The 24,841-nt window shown below is 37.9% G+C and carries 21 protein-coding genes and 1 riboswitch; of the genes, 16 read left to right on the forward strand and 5 right to left on the reverse strand.

The features are described from left to right. The first annotated feature begins 87 nt into the window (after positions 1 to 87). From OPF91_RS17100 to OPF91_RS17120, 5 genes are all read left to right on the forward strand, one after another. Positions 88 to 2,304: a YcdB/YcdC domain-containing protein gene (locus OPF91_RS17100; RefSeq protein WP_264990138.1), complete on the forward strand. Its 2,217-nt coding sequence runs from the start codon at positions 88 to 90 to the stop codon at positions 2,302 to 2,304. 162 nt (positions 2,305 to 2,466) lie between these two features. Next, positions 2,467 to 2,901, forward strand: coding sequence for a MarR family winged helix-turn-helix transcriptional regulator (locus OPF91_RS17105; RefSeq protein WP_264990139.1), 435 nt, complete (start codon positions 2,467 to 2,469; stop codon positions 2,899 to 2,901). Between the two features lie 21 nt (positions 2,902 to 2,922). Continuing rightward, positions 2,923 to 3,906, forward strand: a complete 984-nt coding sequence (locus tag OPF91_RS17110) for a ring-cleaving dioxygenase (protein ID WP_264990140.1) — start codon at positions 2,923 to 2,925, stop codon at positions 3,904 to 3,906. A 10-nt stretch (positions 3,907 to 3,916) separates the two neighbouring features. After that, the gene (locus OPF91_RS17115; RefSeq protein WP_264990141.1) at positions 3,917 to 4,534 is read left to right on the forward strand and encodes a nitroreductase family protein; all 618 of its coding nucleotides are present in this window, start codon (positions 3,917 to 3,919) and stop codon (positions 4,532 to 4,534) included. A gap of 15 nt (positions 4,535 to 4,549) precedes the next feature. Next, complete coding sequence (locus OPF91_RS17120; RefSeq protein WP_264990142.1) at positions 4,550 to 5,092, forward strand: NADPH-dependent FMN reductase; 543 nt, start codon at positions 4,550 to 4,552, stop codon at positions 5,090 to 5,092. Positions 5,093 to 5,339: 247 nt separating this feature from the next. On the opposite strand, the gene OPF91_RS17125 is transcribed toward OPF91_RS17120, so the two are convergent. Next, the gene (locus OPF91_RS17125) at positions 5,340 to 5,849 is read right to left on the reverse strand and encodes a YfiT family bacillithiol transferase (protein ID WP_264990143.1); all 510 of its coding nucleotides are present in this window, start codon (positions 5,847 to 5,849) and stop codon (positions 5,340 to 5,342) included. A gap of 161 nt (positions 5,850 to 6,010) precedes the next feature. Here OPF91_RS17125 and OPF91_RS17130 point away from each other — a divergent pair, with 161 nt between their 5' ends. Together OPF91_RS17130 and OPF91_RS17135 are read left to right on the forward strand one after the other, a co-directional pair. Then, positions 6,011 to 7,402, forward strand: coding sequence for a sensor histidine kinase (locus tag OPF91_RS17130; protein ID WP_264990144.1), 1,392 nt, complete (start codon positions 6,011 to 6,013; stop codon positions 7,400 to 7,402). Next, positions 7,380 to 8,060 (forward strand): response regulator transcription factor, encoded by a 681-nt coding sequence (locus OPF91_RS17135; protein ID WP_264990145.1) that lies wholly within the window; start codon positions 7,380 to 7,382, stop codon positions 8,058 to 8,060. Before OPF91_RS17130 ends, OPF91_RS17135 begins: the two co-directional genes overlap by 23 nt. Positions 8,061 to 8,106: 46 nt before the next feature. On the opposite strand, the gene OPF91_RS17140 is transcribed toward OPF91_RS17135, so the two are convergent. Together OPF91_RS17140 and OPF91_RS17145 are read right to left on the reverse strand one after the other, a co-directional pair. Continuing rightward, positions 8,107 to 8,661 carry a YdhK family protein gene (locus OPF91_RS17140; RefSeq protein ID WP_264990146.1) on the reverse strand — a complete coding sequence of 185 codons (555 nt, stop codon included), beginning with the start codon at positions 8,659 to 8,661 and terminating at the stop codon, positions 8,107 to 8,109. 114 nt (positions 8,662 to 8,775) lie between these two features. Next, complete coding sequence (locus tag OPF91_RS17145; protein ID WP_264990147.1) at positions 8,776 to 9,375, reverse strand: biotin transporter BioY; 600 nt, start codon at positions 9,373 to 9,375, stop codon at positions 8,776 to 8,778. Between the two features lie 119 nt (positions 9,376 to 9,494). Between OPF91_RS17145 and OPF91_RS17150 the strand changes: the two genes are divergently transcribed. The 4 genes from OPF91_RS17150 to OPF91_RS17165 all read left to right on the forward strand — a co-directional run bounded on the left by OPF91_RS17150 (position 9,495) and on the right by OPF91_RS17165 (position 13,667). Further along, positions 9,495 to 10,661 carry an endonuclease Q family protein gene (locus OPF91_RS17150; RefSeq protein ID WP_264990148.1) on the forward strand — a complete coding sequence of 389 codons (1,167 nt, stop codon included), beginning with the start codon at positions 9,495 to 9,497 and terminating at the stop codon, positions 10,659 to 10,661. 484 nt (positions 10,662 to 11,145) lie between these two features. After that, complete coding sequence (locus tag OPF91_RS17155) at positions 11,146 to 11,457, forward strand: hypothetical protein (RefSeq protein WP_264990149.1); 312 nt, start codon at positions 11,146 to 11,148, stop codon at positions 11,455 to 11,457. A gap of 211 nt (positions 11,458 to 11,668) precedes the next feature. Next, the gene (locus OPF91_RS17160; RefSeq protein WP_264990150.1) at positions 11,669 to 13,291 is read left to right on the forward strand and encodes an S-layer homology domain-containing protein; all 1,623 of its coding nucleotides are present in this window, start codon (positions 11,669 to 11,671) and stop codon (positions 13,289 to 13,291) included. A gap of 13 nt (positions 13,292 to 13,304) precedes the next feature. Next, positions 13,305 to 13,667 carry an ion channel gene (locus OPF91_RS17165; protein ID WP_264990151.1) on the forward strand — a complete coding sequence of 121 codons (363 nt, stop codon included), beginning with the start codon at positions 13,305 to 13,307 and terminating at the stop codon, positions 13,665 to 13,667. Positions 13,668 to 13,716: 49 nt separating this feature from the next. Here the strand turns inward: OPF91_RS17165 and OPF91_RS17170 are convergent, their stop codons facing one another. Continuing rightward, entirely contained in the window at positions 13,717 to 14,004 is a 288-nt protein-coding gene (locus OPF91_RS17170; RefSeq protein ID WP_264990152.1) for a DUF2653 family protein, read from the reverse strand. Continuing rightward, on the reverse strand, positions 13,992 to 14,453 hold the full coding sequence (locus OPF91_RS17175) for a hypothetical protein (protein ID WP_264990153.1): 462 nt from the start codon (positions 14,451 to 14,453) through the stop codon (positions 13,992 to 13,994). The genes OPF91_RS17170 and OPF91_RS17175 overlap by 13 nt, the downstream gene beginning before the upstream one ends. Positions 14,454 to 14,642: 189 nt before the next feature. Between OPF91_RS17175 and OPF91_RS17180 the strand changes: the two genes are divergently transcribed. From OPF91_RS17180 to metH, 5 genes are all read left to right on the forward strand, one after another. Further along, positions 14,643 to 15,884, forward strand: a complete 1,242-nt coding sequence (locus tag OPF91_RS17180) for an SEL1-like repeat protein (protein WP_264990154.1) — start codon at positions 14,643 to 14,645, stop codon at positions 15,882 to 15,884. Between the two features lie 303 nt (positions 15,885 to 16,187). Beyond that, complete coding sequence (locus tag OPF91_RS17185; protein ID WP_264990155.1) at positions 16,188 to 17,477, forward strand: globin-coupled sensor protein; 1,290 nt, start codon at positions 16,188 to 16,190, stop codon at positions 17,475 to 17,477. A gap of 353 nt (positions 17,478 to 17,830) precedes the next feature. After that, complete coding sequence (gene hemG / locus OPF91_RS17190) at positions 17,831 to 19,225, forward strand: protoporphyrinogen oxidase (RefSeq protein ID WP_264990156.1); 1,395 nt, start codon at positions 17,831 to 17,833, stop codon at positions 19,223 to 19,225. A 146-nt stretch (positions 19,226 to 19,371) separates the two neighbouring features. Beyond that, a riboswitch (SAM riboswitch) is annotated at positions 19,372 to 19,471 on the forward strand. Positions 19,472 to 19,558: 87 nt separating this feature from the next. After that, positions 19,559 to 21,406 carry a bifunctional homocysteine S-methyltransferase/methylenetetrahydrofolate reductase gene (locus OPF91_RS17195; RefSeq protein ID WP_264990157.1) on the forward strand — a complete coding sequence of 616 codons (1,848 nt, stop codon included), beginning with the start codon at positions 19,559 to 19,561 and terminating at the stop codon, positions 21,404 to 21,406. Further along, positions 21,399 to 24,830 (forward strand): methionine synthase, encoded by a 3,432-nt coding sequence (gene metH / locus OPF91_RS17200; protein ID WP_264990158.1) that lies wholly within the window; start codon positions 21,399 to 21,401, stop codon positions 24,828 to 24,830. Before OPF91_RS17195 ends, metH begins: the two co-directional genes overlap by 8 nt. Positions 24,831 to 24,841 lie beyond the last annotated feature (11 nt).

Consider the following 24,841-nt stretch of genomic DNA (forward strand, 5'->3'; position numbering starts at 1 on the left):
AGAAAAATATTTGGGGATATTGTTTCCTATTTCATATTTTGTATATTATAATTGTTGGTAAAATAGTAGTTTTGGAGGGATATACTGGTGAAATTCAAAAATTTAGGAATCGTTCTAGCTTCAGCAGCATTAACAGTAGGAGCGTTTACACCAACATTACAGGCATCTGCAAATGGTAAAGATACTTCAGAGCGAATTGAGATTGCTTTAACAGATGAAAGTAAAGTCACAAAAAGCACATTGATTAAACAGTTACGTGCATTGTTCCCAGAGAAGTTTGATTTCTTAACAGATGATGATTTTTATACAGGTCGTGGACATTATTATACAGATGACAAAACAATACGCTATGAATTAGGTTTTAATAAAAGTGTAGATGGTAAAGAGGCCCATGGTAATTTCACATTTAAGGGGGATAAGTTGGAGCTAGAAAACTTCTATTATCGTCCACTAGCTGGAGAAGAAGCAATCTACCCATTAAAATATTCAGAGGAAGATGCTAAAAAAGCAACACAAGACTTTTTGAAAAAGGTCTTGAAAATTGATAATTTCAAGTTAAGAGAGAATAAAGAATTTTGGGAGTATAATTATTATGGTGGGCGACTTCTTTCTGAGCCACAGACGTACTCATTTATTTATGATGTGACTCAAAATGGTGTGCCAATTGCTGATCAAATGATTGCGTTTTCTGTATTAGCAAATGGTGAAGTAGTATCTATGAATCGTAATATAGAGCCTATGCAAAAAGCGACATTCGATGATACGAGTAAGAAAAAAGAAGTAACGGAAATATTGCCAGCAGTACAAGATAATATGGCAGTAGAGTTACGTTATATGCTTGACTACGATTTTAAAACAGATGAGCGTATCGTAAGACTTGTATATGCACCAGCAATTGGCTTTAATGGTGTACAGGCACTCACAGGGCAATGGAAAACGCCAAATGGTTTTGTTTCACAAGTACCTAAAGCCAAAACAATTGAAAAGCTGTCTAAAGAATCATTAGCACCAAGAAAAAGCAACATGACTTTGGCAGAGGTAGAAGCATTAGCGAAAGCCTTCTTAAAAGTTGGAGAAGAACATAAAGATGTTGAGTTCCAAATTGACATGATTGATGAACGAGAAAATGAAAACGGCAATACTATCTATTCTGTTAGTTATTCCTACACATATGGAAATGGTACAACAAGTACATCCTTCGAAATAGATAAAGCAACAGGAGAGATTGTGCATTTCTATGATTTACGTCGAGAATTTACGAAATCAGGTAATGTAGCATCACCGATTTCAAAGGAAGCTGCTTTAGCAAAAGCAATTGAGTATTTAAAGGAATGGTCGCCATCAAAATTGAGTAATTATGCAAAACCTATTAATGAAGTGACATATGATAAATACAGCCAACAATATCAGTTTGCATTCCCACGTGTCATGAATGGCATTATTGTTGAGGGAGATGATTTAATGGTATCTGTTGGTGCAGATGGTGCGATATACTCTATGTATGGCAATACACAGAAAATTGATAGCTGGCCTGCTGTGAATAAAGTGATTGAAGCGGAGAAGGCCAAGGAACTATATCGTGAAACACTTAAATTACAGCTACAATATGAAAAACAAGACACAAAAGATAATCAGCATTATGACCTTGTTTATGTATCAACTTTTAATGGTAGCTTAGAAAATAGAATAGACGCGGTTACTGGTGAATGGTTAGTGGATATGGACAAAGAAAAGCCAGTGATTTCACACCCAACTGCTGCAGACGAATTAAACTATTTATTGAACCGTAACATATTGGAAGTAAAAGATGTTAGTAAATTTAATGCAGATGCGAACGTGACAAAAGGAGAAGCATTAAAAATTCTTTTAAATGCTGTTGGATATGGCTATTATGGTGCAAATGATGAACAAAGCAAGCCGACATTTAGCAATGTTGATAAAAATCATCCATTGTATAAAGTTGTAGAGCAAGCAGTGAAAATGAAATTACTATCACCTGCTGAGCAATTTGCGGTGGATGCACCGTTAACTCGCCAAGAATTAGCTGTATGGTATATTCGTGTGTTAAATTTAGAAAATGCAGCAAAACATAGCGATATTTATAAACTGAACTTTGCAGATGCAAGTACTGTTGACCCAGCATATACAGGCTATGTAGCGCTAGCAGGAGCACTGGGCTTAATGGATGCGCCACAAAACAACTTTAATGCAACAGGTAGTATTACGTATGCAGATTTAGCTGTATCTATCTTACGTTTAGCAAATAGTAAATATTTAGAGAACAGTGACTATAGATATTATTAAATAGTATGAAAGGGGGCTGCGAACAAGCCAGATTTTGTCTGACTTGCTCGACAGCCCTTTTAAAATATATTGGTTAAATAAATTGCAAAAGATAAATTTCTATGTTATTATTATCTCGAATTAGAGATAATTTAATTCGAGATAATGAAACGAGTGATTGAAATGGAGCAGAATCATCAAAGTTTAAAAGCCTTCACTATTTTGTTCCAAGCCTCACAAACCATTCAAGATGTCGTGAGGAAAGATTTATTACGCTACGATTTGAATCCAAGTGAGTTTTCCGTGCTTGAATTTTTATACCACCATGGAGAGCAACCTGTGCAGACCATCTGCAAAAAAGTATTATTGGCAAGTAGTAGCATTACCTATGTTATTGATAAATTGGAGCAAAAACGCTTTGTATATCGTCATGCTTGCCCGAATGATCGCCGTGTGACATATATCGTATTGACGGTGGAAGGGCGGCAACTAATGGATGCTATTTTTCCAGAGCATGTACAAATCATAGATAGGATATTTGAAGTATTAGAAAAAAAAGAGCTGAACACAATGATGTTAGCATTGAAAAAAGTAAGCTTTCATACAGAAGAAATTTAAAAAACTAGGAGGCATATTATTATGAATCATTTAAAAGGTATTCATCACGTAACAGCTATTACAAGTAGTGCAGAGGAAAATTATAAATTCTTTACGTATGTATTAGGCATGCGTTTAGTAAAGAAAACAGTGAATCAAGATGATATTCAAACATATCATTTATTCTTTGCAGATGATAAAGGAAATGCAGGAACAGACATGACATTTTTTGATTTCCCTAATATACCAAAAGGTATGCATGGTACAAATGAAATTGCGAAAACATCATTCCGTGTGCCAAGTGATGCAGCATTAGATTATTGGGTGAAACGCTTTGATCGCTTACAAGTAAAGCATACTGGTATTCAAGAGCGATTTGGCAAAAAAACATTGTCATTTGTAGATTTTGATGATCAACACTATCAATTAATTTCAGATGAATATAATGAAGGGATTGCATCAGGCACACCATGGCAGAACGGACCAGTTCCGTTGGAGTTTGCTATTACAGGCTTAGGACCGATATTTGTTCGTGTAGCAGACTTTGGCTATTTTAAAGAGGTGCTTGAAAAGGCATTACTTTTCAAAGAAATTGCGAGTGAGGGAGATTTTCATTTATTTGAAGTAGGAGAGGGTGGTAATGGTGCACAAGTAATTGTTGAACATAACACAATTTTACCAGCAGCAAGACAAGGCTTTGGTACAGTGCATCATGTAGCCTTCCGTGTAGAGAATCGTGCTGTATTAGATGAATGGACAGAACGATTAGAGCAAATAGGCTTCCATACATCAGGCTATGTAAATCGTCATTTCTTTGAATCCTTATATGCACGAGTAGCACCACAGATTTTGTTTGAATTTGCTACAGATGGTCCTGGATTTATGGGAGATGAGCCATACGAAACATTAGGTGAAAAGCTATCATTGCCACCATTTTTAGAGCCAAAACGTCAACAAATTGAGCAATTAGTTCGACCAATTGATACAACAAGAAGTACAATTACATTTGAAAAAGAGTATGAATGAGGTGCTGTAAATGGAGTTTACAAAGCTAATTGATAAACGACGCTCCGCTAATAATTTTATCAAAGATGTTCACATGACTGAAGATGATATTCGACCAATTTTGGAGGATGTAAAGCTTGCGCCATCAGCATTCAATTTGCAACATGCTCATTACATTGTTGTATTAAATGAGGAAATGAAGGAAAAAGTAAGAGAAGCGGCATATGGTCAATACAAAGTACATTCAGCTTCAGGTGTGATTCTTGTGTTAGGCGATAAAGAGGCATATAAGGATACAGCAGCCTTAAATCAAGGAATGGTTGACTTAGGGATTATTACAGATTGTGAGCTTGATGCCTTAGTAGAGGAAAATACCCAGTTTTACAAGGAACGTGGCGAGGAATTTATGGTAGCCGAGGCTGTGCGCAATGCTTCACTATCAGCTATGTTATTTATGTTAGCGGCTAAAAACCGTGGCTGGGATACATGTCCGATGATTGGCTTTGACCAGCAGCAAATGCGTGCCCTATTCAATGTACCAGCGACACAGGAAATTGTATTGATGATTACGATTGGTAAGGAAAAAGAAAGTAGTCGTCGTTTGAGAGGCTATCGTAAGCCAGTTGAAGAATTTACAACTTATTATTAATGAGGAGGCACTATCATGAAAGTAGTAGCAATTGTAGGGAGTATCCGCGAAAAATCATATAATATGCAGTTAGCACAGTTTATTCAAAAGCGTTATGCTGAAAAAATAGAGGTAGAAATCGCAAGTTTGAAGGATTTACCAATGTACAATCAAGATAACGAAAATGAACCACCACAGACAGTTATTGATTTTAAAGCAAAGGTAAAAGCGGCAGATGCAGTCTTATGGATTACACCTGAATACAATGGGACAGTTCCAGGCGTTATGGTGAATGCTATTGACTGGCTATCACGTGTAGACAAAGTGATGATTGGCAAACCGTCCTTTATTATGGGTGCATCTATGGGGAATTTAGGCACAGTAAAAGCACAATTGCATTTACGTGATATTTTATTCTCAGCTGGTGTAAACTCACCACAATTAAGTGGCAATGATGTTTATATTGGCGCAGTACACACAAAATTCGATCAAACAGGTAATTTAACGGATGAAGGTACTGTGAAATTCCTTGATATGGTGATTGATAACTTCTTGAGCTGGGTGAAAAAGTACGTTTAATAGAAGTACGTTATAGCTAACCACAATAAAAAATGAGATCGCTCAATCCATAAAGTAAATTCTCAGTATGGGCGGCCAAGAGCAACAACAGCGCTATAGCTTGACTAACAGGCTCTTAAAAAGGTAGTATTGCCTTTCTTTTTGAGAGTAGACATCAGTATGGTTCAAAAAAGCTGTAGATATTTAACAGGAAAAACATACTAAATCGTCCCCTTATTTCTACAATAAAGAGGACGGTTTTTTTGTATCAGTTAGCTAATGCGATTTTTATATGAGCTAAGTGATGTGCTTCATGCCAAGCTAATTTTGCTATTTTTGTAGAAACAGGTATTTCTCCGTTTATTTGATGTGTAAAAACACGGTTTAATTGCTCTTCTGTTAAACTTTGTCCTAAAGAGACGATGCGTGCATTGATACCTTCTAGCATTTGAATAGAGCTTTCTACAGGTAACTCGGTATCTGGCTGAATTGCCCACTTTTCCTCATCAAACGCTGGTACTGTTGGATTGTCATCTGTTAAAGCAAGCTTCAAGCGTTGATACATATTTAACTGTGAATCTGCAATATGATGAACAAGTTGACGAACTGTCCATGCGCCTTCACGATACGTTTTCTCTAATTCGGCAGCACTTAATGTACCGACCATTTCTCTAAGTTGAGCTGTATATATTTCAATTTCCTTTAACCACTGTTTCACATTTTCAACTGTTACTTGTTCAGGAACTTGCAATTGACCAATCGGGTATTTTACATCCATGCTCAAACCTCATTTCCTCATTATGTACAACCATATTCATTTGCTTTGATTATAAGTGAATGGTGATATGATTTTCAAATATTCAGTTTTGTATTTAATTGCATGAAATCTGCAAAATTTCAGGCTATAATGTGGTGACATCTGAAAAGGCGGTTGTGTATATGCGAAAACTTTCAGTAAAATTAGGCATTATTTTTTTTATTACGCTATTTTGTATTGAGACATTTATGATGCTTTTTTTACATACTTCGTTAGCTAATTCGAGGGTAGCAGAGGAATTAGCTAGCTTACAAGCACGAGGCAATGCACATCGAATGATAGCAGAGCAAAATTTCGATGCACCGACATTAGCCCATATTGTATTAATGGAATCAGTGAGCGATACAGATGTGATGATTATTGATAATAGCGGTACGATACTTGCAAGTTCAAATTTAGATGTGGACGTAACAGCGTATATAAAGCAACAGAAGAAAACAATCCCTTATGAAGGACAGGTGTTAGAGAGCAATTGGAAGGAAAAGGCCTATATTGCAACAATTAGTCCAGTTCATAAAGCGCAACAGGTAATTGGCTATATGATAATGTTTCAAGATACAGCTTCCATTCATACCTTAATGGCACGTTTAAACAAGCATTTTTTAATCGTGGGTATTGTTTCAGGTATAGTCACGATGATTGTCATTGTTTTATTATCTAAAAAATTGGCTCGCCCATTAATTGACATGAAGGAAGCTACGTTAAAAATAGGGAATGGTGATTTTACAGTGGCGCTTTCTAGGCAAGGGAGGGATGAATTAAGTGATCTTGCGAATGCCATTCAGTTTTTATCTGATGATTTGCAGCACTTAAAGCAAGAACGGGGAGAATTTTTATCAAGTATTGCACATGAATTGAGAACACCCTTAACCTTTATAAAGGGCTATACAGACATCCTTGCCAAACGCGAGCTGGCGACAGAAGAGCGTCAAAAATATTTAGGAATCATTGTGGAGGAGACAGATAGACTTTCTCATTTAATTAAAGATTTATTTGATTTAGCAAAAATGGATGAAAATTCGTTTGTCATTCATAAAGAGCCAATTGATTTGTCTACATTTTTTACGACAATAGCAGCAAAGCTAAGCCCAGCGTTTCATGAAAAACAAATAGATTTTATTGTTGATTGTGAAGCAGGTGTAACATGGCAGATGGACCCAGCGAGGTTAGAGCAAATGATGCTCAATCTTTTAAATAATGCCTTAATTTATTGTAGCCATGGAGATAAAACGCTCGTTTCTGTTCAAAGAGAGAGAAATGCATTAAAAATAATCGTTTCAGATACAGGAAAAGGTATTCCGCAAAAGGACTTGCCTTATATTTTTGAGCGCTTTTATCGAGTAGAAAAGTCACGTACTCGTGCATTGGGAGGTTCTGGACTTGGCTTAGCAATCGTCAAAGAGCTTGTGTATGCACATGGAGGAGAAATACGTGTTGATAGTGAAGTAAACAAAGGTACAACATTTGAATTATTATTTAAAGGAGCAACCGATGAAGACATTATTGTTAATTGATGATGAACCACGCATGCTCGAACTGTTAACACTTTATTTAGAGCACACATTTCGATGTATAGCAACACCATCTGTTACAGAAGCTCTCACCTGTTTAAGAGAACAACATATCGATTTAGTGCTTTTGGATATTATGATGCCCGAAATGGATGGCTGGCAAACTTGTCAGGAAATTAGGCGTTTTTCAGATGTGCCTATTATTATGCTGACTGCAAGAGCGGAACAAACAGATATTATCAAAGGCTTAAATATAGGTGCAGATGATTATATTTTAAAGCCCTTTGATGAGGAGGAATTGTTAGCACGTATCCAAGCGGTGTTACGAAGAACAAAAGCACAGGAAACGATGCTGCTATTTGAGGGATTAGGCATAGATAAAGAGTCATTTGAAGTGACCTTTCAACAACAGCCCATTGCGTTAACACCTAAGGAATTTGCCATGCTCGTATTATTTTTGGAGCATCCTAATAAAGTATTTTCACGGGAACATTTAATGAATGTCGTGTGGGGGTACGATGCCTTTATTGAGGATCGCACAATTGATTCACATGTCCGCAACTTACGTGATAAATTGCGCAAAAATGATTTTCCTGTAGATGATTATTTACAAACAGTATGGGGAATCGGTTATAAATGGCTTGATAGAAAGCCCATATAGCATGAAAAATCCGTGTTCTCTCACGGATTTTTTTCATGCATACGATTTATTTGGCTGTGAGTTCTTCTTCCGTAACCCATTGATGATTTTTCACATTTTCCCCAGTTGCTGTGTCTGTGTAATCAACCATATAGACAGTTGTCTCTACTGCTGTATCAATGACAACAGTAGCATCTTCCATCCCAGCTATATGTGAAGCGCTTGTCTTTATTTTAGTGCCAGGTGCTAATGGCGTATTGTCAGGATTAATCAATTCCTCGTGAATGACCCACTTATGATTTTTTACTGGAGCCCCACCTGTAGTTGGTGTATAGGAGATGCTATAAGCAGTTGTATTGTACGCACCAACGATGGTTGCTTCTGCTCCTTTCATGCCATCCATATGTCCATCTGTAATAATAGCCGTACTACCTATTGGAAATTTTGGATGCTCAGCATTTTTTAAAGTAGCTGGTAGCTCACCTGAATTTGAGTGATTCATTGTTGAATGGTCCATTTGTTCTGCATCATTTGATTCGGGTTTTGAAGAATCTGCTGTACATGCTGATAGTGCAAGTGTCACTATTGCTATGCCAATCGTCCATTTTGTTTTGAAAGTCATCATTATACCTCCTCGTAATTTGTTTCTAGCATAGCAAATAAATATGCAGAAATTATGGATGTTGAATAATAAAAACAGCTTTCTCTAGTTTGATACTAAAGAAAGCTGTTCACATTATGATTTTAATGGAATGATTTTTAGTGTTTTTTGTAGACGGTATGCTAAAATCCCTGCAAAGATGCCTAAAACAATATCCTTTGGTAGTGGTGGAACCATCCAAAGCCAAGCCATTTTATAGCTAAAAGCGTCTGGTGCGCTAGCCCAAAGCTTGTAGGCTGCGTACATTAAATTTGTACCGACTAAATAATTGATAGCTGTTGCAATGAGTGCAGCAATGATATAGCTTGCTTTTGTCCCACTGCGTTCTACAATAAGTCCAGCGATATAAGCAGCTAAAATAAATGATACAATAAAGCCAAATGTCGGGCTTAAAATTTGCCCAAAGCCACCGCTAAATTTTGCAAAGACAGGAGCACCAGCTAAACCGAGGCACATATATACAGTACAAGCAATAGCGCCTTTTCTGCTACCAAGAATAAGTCCAGCTAAAATAGCGAAGAATGTTTGTAATGTAATAGGTACGCCACCAACCGTCATGAAAGGGATAATACTCGTGATATTAGCACCAATCATCATTAAAGTGGAGAATAGCCCCATGTAAGCGAGGTCTACTGTGCGAAACTTATGATGTGTGTGTTGTACAATTGTTGTCATATTGCCACTCCTTGTTAGTCTATTGTATTGCTAGTGTATGCAATTTTGATTTTTGTGTCAACCTATTTTTTGTTGCAGTTAACGTAAATGATTTTATATAGAAATGAGGGATTGAACGAATGCAGGAATATTATGCAGATTTACATATTCACATTGGACGTACAGCCAGTGGACGAGCTGTCAAAATTACAGGCAGTAAAACGCTGACATTGGCGAATATTTTGGAAACAGCTAGCAGTAAAAAAGGTTTAGATATTATAGGAATTATTGATTGTCATTCACCAGAGGTTATGGATGAGCTCACGATGATGCTAGCGCAAGGCCGTTTACAGGAGCTGAACGAGGGTGGGCTACTTTTTCAGACAACGACATTAATTCTTGGTACAGAAATTGAAATTTACGATGAGCATTGTCATGGTCCGATTCATGTGCTTGCTTATTTTCCAACATTGACACAGATGAGGACGTTCTCTGACTGGATGTCTCAGCATATGAAAAATATCCATTTAAGCTCACAGCGTATTTATTGTGATGGAAAAACGTTGCAACAAAAGGTTCGAGAGCTGGATGGTTTATTTATTCCTGCACATGTATTTACACCGTTTAAAAGTTTGTTTGGTAAAGGTGTAAAGCACAGTTTAACAGAAGTATTTGATCCACAGTTAGTTGATGGTATCGAACTAGGTTTAAGCTCGGACACAGATATGGTAAGCCGTATTAGTGAATTACAGGCATATACATTTGTCAGTAATTCAGATGCTCATTCTGTTGGAAAAATTGCAAGAGAATATCAAAAGCTAAGATTAGCAGCAGCTAATTTTGCTGAATTGAAATTAGCCCTGCATGAGCAGCAAGGACGGGCTATTATAGCGAACTATGGGCTGAATCCATTGTTGGGGAAATACCATCAAACTGTTTGTGCAAAATGTGATAAACAATCGGAGGAAGGGACGACAATATGCCCGTATTGTGGCAGTAATCAAATGACTAAAGGCGTTGCAGCACGTATACAGGAATTGTCATCTGCATCAGTGATTCCACGTCAGCGTCCACCATATATTCATCAAGTACCATTAGATTTTATCCCTGGCTTAGGACCGAAAATGATGGAGCGCTTATTGCAAGCCTTTGGTACGGAGATGAATATTTTACATCGTGCGACATATGAACAGCTTGAGCAAGTCGTGCCAGCGAAAATTGCACAAATGATTGATTTGGCTAGAACAGGGCAATTGGCTATTACAGTTGGCGGTGGTGGTGTTTATGGCAAAGTACAACGAGATTAACTGTAGTCATTAGGATGTAGCTGAAAATAAAAAATAAGTATAATTAAAGGTTAGTTTATCGATTAATGTAATTTATGTGAATTAACCCATCATATAAAAAACGGTGTATGGGCTGATTTGAGGTGTTTTTTAGTATAGGGGCACTGTAGAGAAAAAATAGGGACATGAACGAATTTCTGTTCATATCCCTATTTTTGTTTTTTACATGACTTTGATGTTAGATAAGTGGTGACTAGTTGACTATCATTGTTTTTTCGAAAATTTATAACCAATGATTATCATCCCAACAAATAATATCAAAAAGATTAGTAATATTAAAATAGAAATTAAATCACCCATATAATACCTCCCTTTCTAAATAACTAAATAAAAGGATGCAATTAATATAAAATGTATGATGTTATGAATTATATACTAAAAAGAAGGTGAAGAAAATTTCTTTTATCTATTTTTCACTTTAATTACATTATTAGGACTTTCCTTATTGTGTACAAATAATGTACAAGCTGAGGAGTTAAAAGATATTCCTTCAAAACAAGAATTAATCGGATTAGGTGTCAACCCTAGTAAAGTAGGACTGTTACAAGAAAAACTAATGAATGGGGAACAATTAGAGGCAGATATATATTTAGAGAAACATGAAGATGAAATGTTTTCCTCAAGTGAAAATCCACATTTTAGAAAAGATTTTTCAAATGGTTCTTTTATAGAGACTATGATTGAAGATATTACTGAAGAAGACCTTAACATCATTACACCTTATTCTGGTGATATTGAGCAAATTGGTGGTTTGTAAGAAAATAGAACGTTAAAAGTTTCAAAAACAACAGTGTGGGGTCATTTTTCTTTTAATGCTAAAATTCTAGATGCTTACGATTGGTACTATTTATTCTACAGAATACAAAGGCATTTATAGATCTACAAGATAAACATGACGAAAAAATTTAACCTATTTTTAATCTATATCGGGTAAGATAAAGATTAATAAACGAAAGGAGCGTGATTATATGCAGTTTTCTAAAAAATTCCGTTTTTTAGCTGCTAGTGTACTAGCTTTACAATTGGCTATACCACTAGGAGCAAGTGCTGAAGAACAGAAGGATACACAGCCACCAAGCTGGGAAGTGAAGGCTGATTATTTGGCACTTGGTGATTCATTAGCACATGGTGTAAATGAGGTTGGTATTATCGGGCTAAGCTACGCAGACTTTGTTGCACAAGCACTGCAAAAGGATAACCTTCTTGCATCCTACAATAAGGGGTTCGCTTATACAGGCTATACAACAAAGGATGTATTAGCGGATTTACAAAATGATGTAGAAAAAACAGTGACAGGGTTCGGGTATAGCAGTGAAAAAGCAAAGATACGTGCATCTGTACAAAACGCAGAAGTGATTACATTAACAATTGGTGCTAATGATTTATTGCCTATTTTAAAAGAATCACAGGCAACAGGTATCAATGTTGGGGCGATTTTAAAAACATCACAGCAAACGGTCACAAATATTGCTACTATTTTAGCCGAAATGAAAAAAATTAACCCACAGGCACAAGTGTATGTAATGGGATACTATAATTCATTCCCCTATTATCCTGAGAACCTGCAAAAGCAGTTTAAAGTGTTACTAACAACAATGAATACCAATATAAAAGCGACAGCAGAAAAGACAGGCGCTATATTTGTTCCAACATTGGATATCGTAGCGAAAAACGTTGCTAGCTATTTACCAAACCCCGATAATATTCATTTAAGTGAAGCGGGATATGCAGCGGTTGCCAATGAAGCATTTTTACCTGTTATGAAAACAAACACACTATGGGATGTGTCAAAAGCTGTTCAAGTGAAATCGGAAACATCGACAACAGCTAAAATTACTTGGCAGCAGGCATATGATAATGTGGGGGTTGAGAGCTACCGTATTTATGTGAATGACGAATTATTCGCTACTGAAAAAGCAAACACAACAGCTATTACATTGAATAAGCTCATAGAAAATACAACGTATACAGTAGTGGTGAAAGCGGTAGACGGAGCGGGCAATGAAAGTGTGAAAAATCCAAGCGTGACGTTTACAGCACAAGCACAGCCGCTATTTACAGATGTTGCGAATCATTGGGCAAAGGATTTTATTCAGCAAGCATCACAAGCAGGTATTATGAAAGGCTATGCAGATGGCACATTCAAGCCAGAAAATAATGTAACACGTATACAAGCAGCGGCAATGCTCGTAAGAAGTTTAGGATTAACAACAACAGAGCAAGCACCATTTACAGATATTGCGCAATACAGCGCTGATACACAAGCAGAAATTGCGGCTGCCTATGCACATGGCTTAATTAAAGGAACAAATGGTCAATTTAATCCTGAGCAACCAATTACACGTGCACAGCTAGCTTTAATGATTTATCGTGCCTATGAGCAACAGGTGAAGCAGCCATATGTTGCAAAAGGAACAATACCATTTACAGATATTGCATCTTATAATGAAGAAACACAGCGTGCCATTGCGCTATTGTATGAGCAAGGGATTGTGACGGGCAGTAATGGTCAATTTGCTCCTGAAGGGCCGACTAAGCGTAGTCATGCAGCAAAAATCTTTACAAGTGTCAGTGGCTTGTTCATGAAGTAGAGGGACGTAGTAGATGCTGTCATTTATTTTATCGACTAAACGATTGTTGGTGGGCTTATGGAAGGCCTTCAAGCAGCCACAGTTTTTATCTTTATTTACAACTTTGTTCTTAATTGTGTTGTCAGGAACGTTGTTTTATAAAGGGGTAGAAGGCTGGTACTGGTTAGATGCGATGTATTTTGCGGTCGTCAGTTTAATTCCAACAGGTGTAGAAACAGGGCTTTATCCGACAAGCCAATATGCAAAAATCTTTACAATGATTTATTTGGTGATTGGTACAGGCGTGATGTTTATTACCTTGATTATGCTTGGACGAGCGATTGTTAATTTTTCATTAGATGAAGATGAAAAAGCAAAAATAAAGAAACGCTTTTAATAGAAAATAGCAGTCTCCAATTCATTACGGAGACTGCTATTTTGGGTGTTTAAGATAATCGGGCAATAATGCCTTCTTCATCGTCTAGCACAAGTTCAATGCTTGTTGCGAATGGGTCACCGTGGAGAACATCCTTAATCCATACACGAAGAGCGCCAATGATGGCAGAGGTAGGAAGCTGTTCGATTTGACCATTTCTCTCCACTTCAGCACCAAAGCCTGTATCATCCTCATATGTCAGCTCCACAAGAATATCCTCTGGACGCAGCTGGTGATGAAACGCTTGTGATAAGCAAAGGGCATTAATAATATCTTGTTCCGTTATTATCTGTGCCATTGTGTTTCCTCTTTACGCTTTTTGTCTGTGAACATTTTGATGATTCGTACAACAAGCATCACAATAATATAAATAGCTGCAACATTAATCAGTAATCCTAAAATATTACCTAACATCCCTAAACCACTAAAAAGACTGCCAAATAATAGACCAGCTAATCCGCCAATCATTAAGCCTTTCATCAAACCACCTGAAAAGAAGCCACCTTTTTTCGTTGTGGAAGTTGTACTTTTTGTAGAAGTCGTGTTGCTTTTATCTGGTGTAACATTGTTTTTAGATGTGTCTTGTGATTTTTGGATATTTGAGCTGTTATTGTTGTTGGTAAATCCTTTTTTACCTGATTTATAGGATTTAGCCTCTGCTGTTGGTGTGTCGACAATGAATAAAGTCGTCCCAACTGTTGCAAATAGTAATGTTGCTGCGAATAATGCAGCGAAAAGCTTCTTCATGTTTCATATTCCTCCGATAGTTTCTATTCATGTTACATGTTCCTATTTTTATTGTACATGAAGTGTTTTTGAAATGACACTAATCGCCCCTAATTGTGAATAATGTTGGATGAGAGCTTATTTGTAACAAAGGTGATACAGTCTGCCATATAATAAAAGCGAGTACATGATGTGCAAGGAGGAGAAGAAATGTATCAGCAATGGTTAAAAGAGAGTAATCAAGAACGTTTGAAATCCTTACACAAGCAGAGCACATTACAAGGTGTAGAATATGAGTCACTAGAAAAATTTAGTCTCCCAGTGTTACAGCAAGCATTAGTGCAAATCGTACGTACAGTGTTAGCGAAAAAAGGACAGCGACATTTACGTGTTGTGCACACAAAGCATGACCATGTATTAACGTTATTAGCCGAATATGATGATTTATTGCGAGAAGTAATGCCAGCGACAATCTATATTTTGAGCTGGCAGCTGGCTTCTTTAGAGAAAATTAGTTATCCTGTCGAGGTAGCAGATGACCTATTAGATTTATTGGAATGGCATCTTTCAAATGAAGAAAGTGCAGAAGTATTACAGGCTGATGATGAAATAGATCACGAAAAGATAATGGACTTATATAAAGAAGCGTCAGAACACAATGCCGAGGCACAATGGCGACTAGGAGAATACTATCGTCTGCATATGTTTGAAACGAGGAAAGCGATTAAGTGGTTTGCTGTGGCAGCAATGCAGAATAATTCAGAGGCACAATATGCGCTGGGCAATTATTATTTTGAAGGAATAGGTGTGTCAGAAGACTATCAACAGGCTTTACAACTTTATGAAAAAGCAGCACAACAAGGCCATGCAGATGCCGCTAATAATTTAGCGGATATGTATTTTAATGGTGAAGGTACGAAAGAAGACCTTGTGCTAGCTAAAAAATGGTTTGAAAAAGCAGCCAAGCAAGGGGTAGTCGAGGCAATGTTCACGCTCGGTATTATATACGAGCAAGGCTTAGGTGTGGATATTGATGAGCAGCAGGCACTTGTGTATTATCAAAAAGCAGCGTTACAGGGCTATGTAGAAGCACAATATCGGATAGCAGGTATTTATTTAGAAGGACGATTTGCTCAGCCAGTGGATATGAATCGAGCGTTGTATTGGTATGAGCAAGCGGCTGCACAATATCATGTCGATGCATTTTACGACTTGGGCTATATTTGGAGTAAAGGATTGACAGGGATTCGCAATATCGATAAAGGAATTCATTGGTTTAAACAAGCTGCGATTCAAGGAGATGCAGAAGCGAAGCTACAGCTTGGGCATTTATATAATAATGGTGAGGGAATAGCAAGAAATGTATCAGAAGCAAAACGTTGGTATGAGTTGGCAGCTAATGATGGAATAGCAGAGGCGACTATATTATTAGAAAAGTTGAAGGATTTATAGGTATAAATTCTTTCTTAGATGATGTGTATTTAATAAATGATTGTGTAGCTACCCCATTTATTGTGGTGGCTTTTTAATTTTTATCACAATTATTCTATAAATGAGTATTTAGAATCAGTTAGAATACATGTGAAATGGGGGAATAAAAAGGAAAATAACAATGAACCCATAGTGTACTATGTGGATATATCAAAGGTCATTTTTAATATTTTATTGATAAAAATAGCATGTATATATTATATTTAGATGAATATACTGTTCAGCAGCTTTACCGATGTCATATAAATGAAAGAGGGATTGTATATGCTTTTTCAAAAGACTAACAAAATACAAAGAATAGATTTGCAGCAATATACAGTACGTATCGATGTAGCTAATCGTCAAACAACGGTAAAGCAAATCAAAATGCTTAATTTAACAAATCAGGATTTACAATATTTAAAGGCCTTTCAGCCATATGTTATTCAACATATTGATGAAATTGTGGATAAATTTTATGACATGGTTGGTCAAGAGCAAAAATTAGATGAAATTATTGCTAAAAATAGCTCTGTAGAAAGACTGAAGGTTACATTGCGTAGCCATATTATTGAGATGTTTAATGGTGTGATTGATGATGAATTTTATGAAAGACGTAATACGATTGCCAGAGTGCATGTCCATATTGGATTGCGTACACAATGGTATATTTGTGCATTTCAAAATTTACTAGTATCCTTTATCGATTTAGCAGAGCAATATGTTGCACACCCAACTGACCAATTCAATACGATTCGAGCATTCTCTAAAATTTGTAACTTTGAGCAACAACTCGTTTTAGAGGCATTTGAAAATACAGTAGAACAATTAAAAATAGATATTGCGCAGGGCAAAAAAGAAATCGAACAGCAAATTGTTGAATCCTCAGAAAGTCTTGCAGCTATTTCACAGGAAACGAATAATGCTTTTTTAGTATTAAGCCAACAAACAGAGGGTATTCGACAGTTAGTAAAGGATTCTCTGCAAGTCTCAACCGTTGCGGAGCAGCAAGCGATAGAGGGACGTGCACAATTACAGCACCAATCAGATACAATGGCAAGTATGATTCATTTACTACAGGATATCACAGGCAATATTGAAAAGATGACTGAAATGTCGAAGGAAATGGAAACGATTATGAATGTAGTAACGACCATTGCTAATCAAACGAATCTACTTGCACTGAATGCAGCTATTGAAGCAGCTCGAGCTGGCGAAGCAGGTAAAGGGTTTAGTGTGGTGGCAGATGAAGTGAGAAAGCTATCACTGCAAACGACAGAATCTGTTACATCAGTAGCAACGCTATTGCAAACGACGAATGAGCGTACGATGAAACTCACACACTTATTAGCAACTATTCAAGAGGAAGTTATAACAGGTGAGGAGTATATGCGTCAAACGGAGGGGCAATTTGGAAAAATCGTAGCATCCATGACAGAATCAAAGATGCAAAATGACTGTGTGGAGCAAGAGGTACAAAGTATTACGGCTGTGTTAAGTGAATTAGGTACGGCTTTTGATGAAGTGAAAAATGCAGCAGAAACATTATCCGTTGTAGCGAAAAGTCTACGTTGATTGCCCTATTATTGAATGAATGGAAGCTCTATCGTTATGCGAATAGCAAAAACGATAGAGCTTTTCAATATATAAGAAGGAATTTTGCTAAAATTGTAAAGCTTTGTGCGTTCATTGATGAGAAAACGGTTTATACTGAAATTATCTTGATTTAGCAGTTTTTTTCTGTGCGAAAGCGAAGCGACAGCAAATCTTTTTCTACGCGAAAGTGAAACGTCAGTGTTAACAAGCCATTGTCACAGGATGTGATGCTTTTAGGTTAACTTCCTTTATACAAGTGAACTCGAAAAAAATCCAGACGCAATTACGCAGGAGAGTAATTGATTAGAATACATAATAGGAGCGGTTGCAGAATGAAAACGGTCGTGGTATTAGGTGGCGGTATAACAGGATTATGTACAATGTATTATTTACAGCGTCAGGTACAACAGCAGCAAATACCTGTCAAATTAGTATTGGTGGAAAAAAATACGTATTTAGGTGGCAAACTGCATACAACGAAGGAGCAAAGTTTCTTAATGGAAACAGGGGCAGATTCAATGGTAGCCCGACATCAAAGTGTCGTAGAGCTTGTGCGAGATTTACAGTTTGAGGAGCAGCTTGTTTATAATGAAACAGGTATTTCGTATATTTATACAAATAATGAACTTCATGCCATTCCTGTCGATTCTACATTTGGTATTCCAATGAGTGTGCAAGCATTAGAAGCAAGTACACTTGTGTCAGAGAAAGGGAAGCAGGAGGCGTTGAAGGATTTAACATTGCCGAATGCAGGCTTTACAAAAGAAAGTTCAATTGGTGATTTTTTAACGCACTATTTAGGGGAAGAATTTGTTAAAAATCAAATAGCTCCTGTGCTTGCGGGTGTGTATTCAGGTGATTTATATCAATTGTCCATCGCATCAACATTGCCTTATTTAATCGATTATAAAAATAAGTATGGCAGTATTATTAAAGGCTTTGATGCCAATCGGGAGCAATTTGCGAAAGCAGCAAATCGAAAATTTATTTCTTTTCAAAATGGTCTATCTTCATTAATTGATGAACTAGAAGCTTCTTTGACAGAAGTCGAAATGATAAAAGGGATAGCGACAACGAATGTGACGAAGCAAGCTGAAGGATATATGGTGGGCTTAGCGAATGGGACAACGATTGCGGCTGACCATGTTGTATTAGCACTGCCAAATGAGGCGATTCAAAAATTACTGCCAGATCAAGCATTGCAGCAGTATTTCGCAAAGTTTAGTACAGCGTCTGCATTGACAATTTACTTAGGCTTTGACATACCAGATGTGAAACTACCAGCGGACGGTACAGGCTTTATTGTTTCACATAATGCGGATGTGCAATGTGATGCTGTCACATGGACAAGTCGTAAATGGAAGCATACTTCTACAGAGAATAAATTACTTGTCCGCTTATTTTATAAAAGTAGTAATCCAGCCTATGAAACATTGTGTAAGCTGACAGATGAAGAATTGGCACAAATAGCATTAACAGATATTCGTACAAGTTTAGCTATTGAAGAACAGCCGACTGTCATCAATGTGACGAGATGGATTGACCAAATGCCAAAATATGATTTAACACATCGTGAAGCATTACAAGGCTTATTACAGGAGTTAGCAGAAAATTATCCTAATTTGTGGTTAGCTGGTTGCTCTTATTTTGGTGTAGGGGTTGGAGCCTGCATTCAAAATGGTAAAGAGATTGGCGAAAATGTAGCCGCACAGTTAGGTACAAGCTAGATTTTGCATAAAATCTCTTTTGTTCAGTCAAATAGTCTTGACGCAAGCGTTTGTTAACGATATGATTTTTTTAACTTATTCATTCATAGTATGCGTATTGTCTATTATGAGATTTAGAATATGAACTGTAAATTGAATGATGCAATTTCTTATCAAGAGAAGCTGAGAGACTGGCTCGATGACGCTTCAGCAACCAACTTTATGTCAGGTGCTAAATCCAGAAGACCTTGGTGTCGAAGATGAGAAGGGAAAACATTGACGAATCGTTAAAGCCTTCTTTATATAAGAAGGCTTTTTATATTTTTAGGAAATGAAGAAAGAGGGGCTAGCTTTATGACATTGCTTGAAACATTAAAAACACAGGTGCTCACAGGAGATGGTGCGATTGGTACAGTTTTATATAGCTACGGCTTGGAGTACTGCCATGAGGAAATGAATATACAAAGACCAGAACTAATTGAAAAAATTCATCAAGAATATATTGCAGCAGGTGCAGATGTTATTCAAACGAATACATATGGTGCAAATGCTATTAAATTAGCACGCTATGGATTGGAGTCACGTGTTAAAGATTTTAATGCGGCAGCGATAACGATTGCTAAACGAGCAGCGGCAGATGGCGGGCAGTTTGTGCTAGGAACAATCGGTGGTATCCGAGGTATTCGTAAAAGTGCAGCTACACTAGAGGAAATTTTAATGGCAGTAGACGAGCAGGCAGGCGTATTACTGGCGGGTAATCCAGATGGTCTTTTATTGGAAACCTATTATGATTTTGAGGAATTGACAGCTACATTAAAAATGCTACGCGCGAAAACAGATTTACCAATTATTACACAGGTATCTATGCATGAGCCAGGGGTGCTACAAAATGGCATGAGCTTAAATCAAGCGTTACATGAATTAGAAGCACTTGGTGCAGACATTGTTGGCGTGAACTGTCGTTTAGGCCCACATCATACAATTCAAGCGTTTGAAGGGGTAGAGCTTCCCGAAAAGGCATTTTTATCTGCTTATCCAAATGCTTCATTACTAGATTTAGAGGATGACCGTGTTGTTTATGAATCGGAGGCTGACTATTTTGGACGAGCAGCGGTGGCATTGCGTGACCAAGGTGTACGTTTAATCGGTGGTTGCTGTGGGACGACGCCAAAGCATATTGCGGCAGTCAAGGCATATTTAACAGGTTTAGCCCCTGTACAGGAAAAACAAGCGAAGCCTGAAAAAGTACAGATAGTGCGTGAGGCAGAGCCTGCTAAATATGAGCCATTACATGAAAAAGTAAAGCGTGAACGCTCCGTTATCGTAGAGCTAGATACACCACGTCATTTAGAAATCGATGGCTTTATCGAAGGGGCCAAACAATTGTATGACGCAGGTGCAGATGTTGTGATGATGGCTGATAATTCACTTGCCTCTCCAAGAATTAGTAATATTGCAATGGGGGCATTATTAAAAGAGGCACATGGTGTTCGTCCATTAACACATATTACTTGTCGTGACCGTAATTTAATTGGTTTGCAGTCCCATTTGATGGGCTTAAATGCACTAGGTATTCATGATATTTTAGCTGTGACAGGTGATCCGACAAAGGTGGGTGACTTCCCAGGGGCGACAAGTGTGTATGATGTATCCTCTATGGAATTAATTCAATTGATTAAACAGTTGAATGAGGGGGTATCTTTTTCAGGAAAACCATTGCGTAAAAAGGCGAATTTTTCGGTGGCAGCAGCCTTTAATCCGAATGTACGTGTCTTGGATCGGGCGGTGGCACGCTTGGAGAAAAAGATTGAGCATGGGGCTGATTATTTTATTTCCCAGCCTGTTTATACAAAGGAAAAAATCATTGAAATTTATGAGGCGACAAAGCATTTAGAAGCACCGATTTATATTGGGATTATGCCAGTAACGAGCTATAAAAGTGCTGAGTTTTTACATCACGAAGTACCAGGGATTAAATTATCGGAGGATGCGTTGGAGCGCATGAAGGCTTGTGGGGATGATAAAGAGCGTGCTACACAAGAGGGAATTGCTATTGCAAGAGAATTAGTAGAAGTAGCAGCGCAATACTTCAATGGTATTTACTTAATTACACCGTTTTTACGTTATGATATGACATTGGAATTAATGAAGTTTATTGAGCAATTGGATGAACAGAAAGAAGGAGTAAGAGTAGATGGCTAAGCATTTAATTGAAGAACAACTGGAGAAACGTATTTTAATTCTTGATGGTGCAATGGGAACAATGCTGCAAAATGAAGATTTAACACCAGAGGATTTTGGTGGTGAGGAGTACGATGGTTGTAATGAAAATCTTGTATTAACAAGACCAGATGTGCTAGAAAAGGTACACCGTAAATATTTAGAGGCTGGCGCAGATATTATTTGTACGAATACATTTGGTGGTACGCCACTTGTGTTAAATGAATATGATTTAGGTGCAAAGGCTGATGACATTAACAAAGGTGCGGTGGCGATTGCCCGTAAAGTAGTGGATGAATTTTCAACACCTGAGTGGCCACGTTTTGTAGCGGGTGCAATGGGACCGACGACGAAAACATTATCTGTCACAGGTGGTATTACATTTGACGAGCTTGAGGAAAACTTTTACGTTCAGGCAAAGGCATTAATTGAGGCTGGTGCAGATGTGCTATTGCTTGAAACAAGTCAGGATATGCTGAATGTCAAAGCGGGGACATTAGGGGTATCTCGTGCCTTTGCAGCAACAGGTAAGGAATTGCCTGTTATGATTTCAGGAACGATTGAGCCAATGGGTACAACGCTTGCAGGACAATCCATTGATGCTTTTTACATTTCGATTGAACATATTAAGCCATTATCGGTTGGTTTGAACTGTGCGACAGGGCCTGAATTTATGACAGATCATATTCGTTCATTATCAGAGCTTTCTACAGGTTATATTAGCTGCTATCCAAATGCTGGATTACCAGATGAAGAGGGGCATTACCATGAGTCACCTGAATCTTTATCACAAAAGTTAAAGGGCTTTGCAGAAAAAGGCTGGCTGAATATTGTCGGTGGTTGCTGTGGGACAACACCAGCCCATATTGCGGCTATTCGAGAGACATTAAAGGATGCCGAGCCACGCCAATTGCCAGAGGTGACACACGGTCATGCTGTATCTGGTATTGAATCCTTACTATATGATGATTCCATGCGCCCTCTATTCATTGGAGAGCGTACGAATGTTATTGGCTCACGTAAGTTTAAAAATTTAATTATTGATGGCAAGTTTGAGGAAGCGGCAGAAATTGCACGTGCACAGGTGAAAAATGGAGCCCATGTTATTGATATTTGTTTAGCAAACCCTGACCGTGACGAGCTAGCAGATATGCGTGGCTTTATGCAGGAAGTTGTGAAAAAAGTTAAAGTGCCACTTGTTATTGACTCAACAGATGAAAAGGTTATCGAGGAAGCGTTGAAATTTTCACAAGGGAAAGCGATTATTAACTCCATTAACTTAGAGGATGGCGAAGAGCGCTTTGATGCGGTCATGCCATTGGTGAAAAAGTATGGTGCTGCATTAGTTGTTGGGACGATTGATGAGCAAGGGATGGCTGTAGACCGTCACCGTAAGCTTGAAATTGCGGAGCGTTCTTATAAGCTTTTAACAGAAAAATGGGGTCTTGCGCCTGAGGATATTATTTTTGATCCATTAATGTTCCCAGTAGGTACAGGGGATGAGCAATATATTGGCTCGGCACTTGAAACGGTTGAGGGGATTCGTTTAATTAAAGAAAAAATGCCACGTACATTGACGGTGCTTGGGGTAAGTAATATTTCCTTTGGTCTGCCACCAGTAGGGCGTGAAGTATTAAATGCAGTGTATTTATATCACTGTACACAGGCTGGTTTAGATTATGCCATTGTTAATACAGAAAAGCTAGAGCGTTATGCGTCCATTCCAGAGGAGGAAATTAAGCTAGCGAATGATTTATTATTTAACACGAATGATGAAACATTAGCGGTCTTTACTGATTTTTATCGTGATAAAAAGAAGGAAAAAACAGAGGCTGATATTCCGAAAACAGTGGAAGGTCGTTTAGCTTATTATATTTTAGAGGGCACGAAAGAGGGGCTTATTGAGGATTTAGACGCTGCACGTGAAATATTTGATGCACCACTAGACATTATTAATGGGCCATTGATGGAAGGTATGGCTGAGGTTGGTCGTTTGTTTAATGATAATCAATTAATCGTTGCAGAGGTTTTACAGTCGGCTGGGGTGATGAAGGCGGCGGTTGCACACTTAGAGCAATTTATGGAGAAGGATGAAGAGAGCGCTGGTAAGGGAAAAATGGTACTAGCTACTGTTAAAGGTGATGTACACGATATCGGGAAAAATTTGGTCGATATTATTTTAAGTAATAACGGCTATCGAGTAGTAGATTTAGGGATTAAGGTAACACCAGCTCAATTAATTGAAGCGGTTCGTAAAGAAAAGCCTGATTTTATCGGTTTATCTGGTTTACTTGTAAAATCTGCACAGCAAATGGTCATTACAGCACAAGATTTCAAGGAAGCGGGTATTGATGTACCAATTTTGGTAGGAGGGGCAGCGTTATCTCGACGCTTTACTGAAACAAAAATTGCCGATGAGTATGATGGACCTGTGATTTATGCAAAAGATGCGATGCAGGGCTTAGAGCAAGCTAACTTACTGATGGGGAATGATACACGTGAGGATTTCCTAGCTTCAATTGAAGAGGCACGTCAAAAGCGTTTAGAAGCAGATGAAAAACGTGCAGCTCGACCTGTGAAAGAGGTAGTAGTGAAGCCTGTGCGTACTGTACAGGAGGCTACTGTGTTTGTACCTTCTGATTTACGACGTCATGTGAAAAAGGATTATGCCGTTTCTCATTTATATCCGTATGTGAATATGCGTACATTGCTAGGACATCATTTAGGCTTAAAGGGACAAGTACAGCAATTGCTTGAAGCGGGTGATGATCGAGCAACAGAATTAAAAGAATTGGTGGATGGTTATTTGCAAAGTGATTTATTGAAGCCATCTGGATTGTATCAGTTTTTCCCTGCACAAGCAGACGGGGATGATGTAGTCGTGTATGATCCTGCTGATAGTAAAACAGAGATTGAACGCTTTACATTCCCACGTCAGCAAGTAGAGCCGTTTTTATGTTTAGCAGACTTCCTAAAAACAGTGGATAGTGGTGAAATGGACTATATTGCATTAATGGTGGTAACGGCAGGACAAGGTGTGATGGCACAGGCTGGTCAGCTGAAAGAGGCTGGGAAATTCCTTGAAAGCCATGCGTTACAGTCAACAGCACTTGAATTAGCAGAAGGCTTTGCAGAACGTATGCATCAAGAAATTCGTGACCAATGGGGCTTCCCTGATGCCACAGACTTCACAATGCGCGACCGTTTTGCGGCAAAATACCAAGGTCAGCGCTTCTCCTTTGGCTATCCAGCATGTCCAAATTTAGAGGATCAAGAAAAGCTGTTTGGTTTATTAAAGCCAGAGGATATTGGCGTCCATTTAACAGAGGGCTTTATGATGGAGCCAGAAGCATCTGTATCTGCTATTGTTTTTGCACATCCTGATGCACGTTATTTTAATGTCTAGGAGGTCAAGCA

Origin of the sequence: Lysinibacillus piscis, from assembly GCF_026012395.1 — a bacterium.
Classification (GTDB): Bacteria; Bacillota; Bacilli; order Bacillales_A; family Planococcaceae; genus Lysinibacillus; species Lysinibacillus piscis.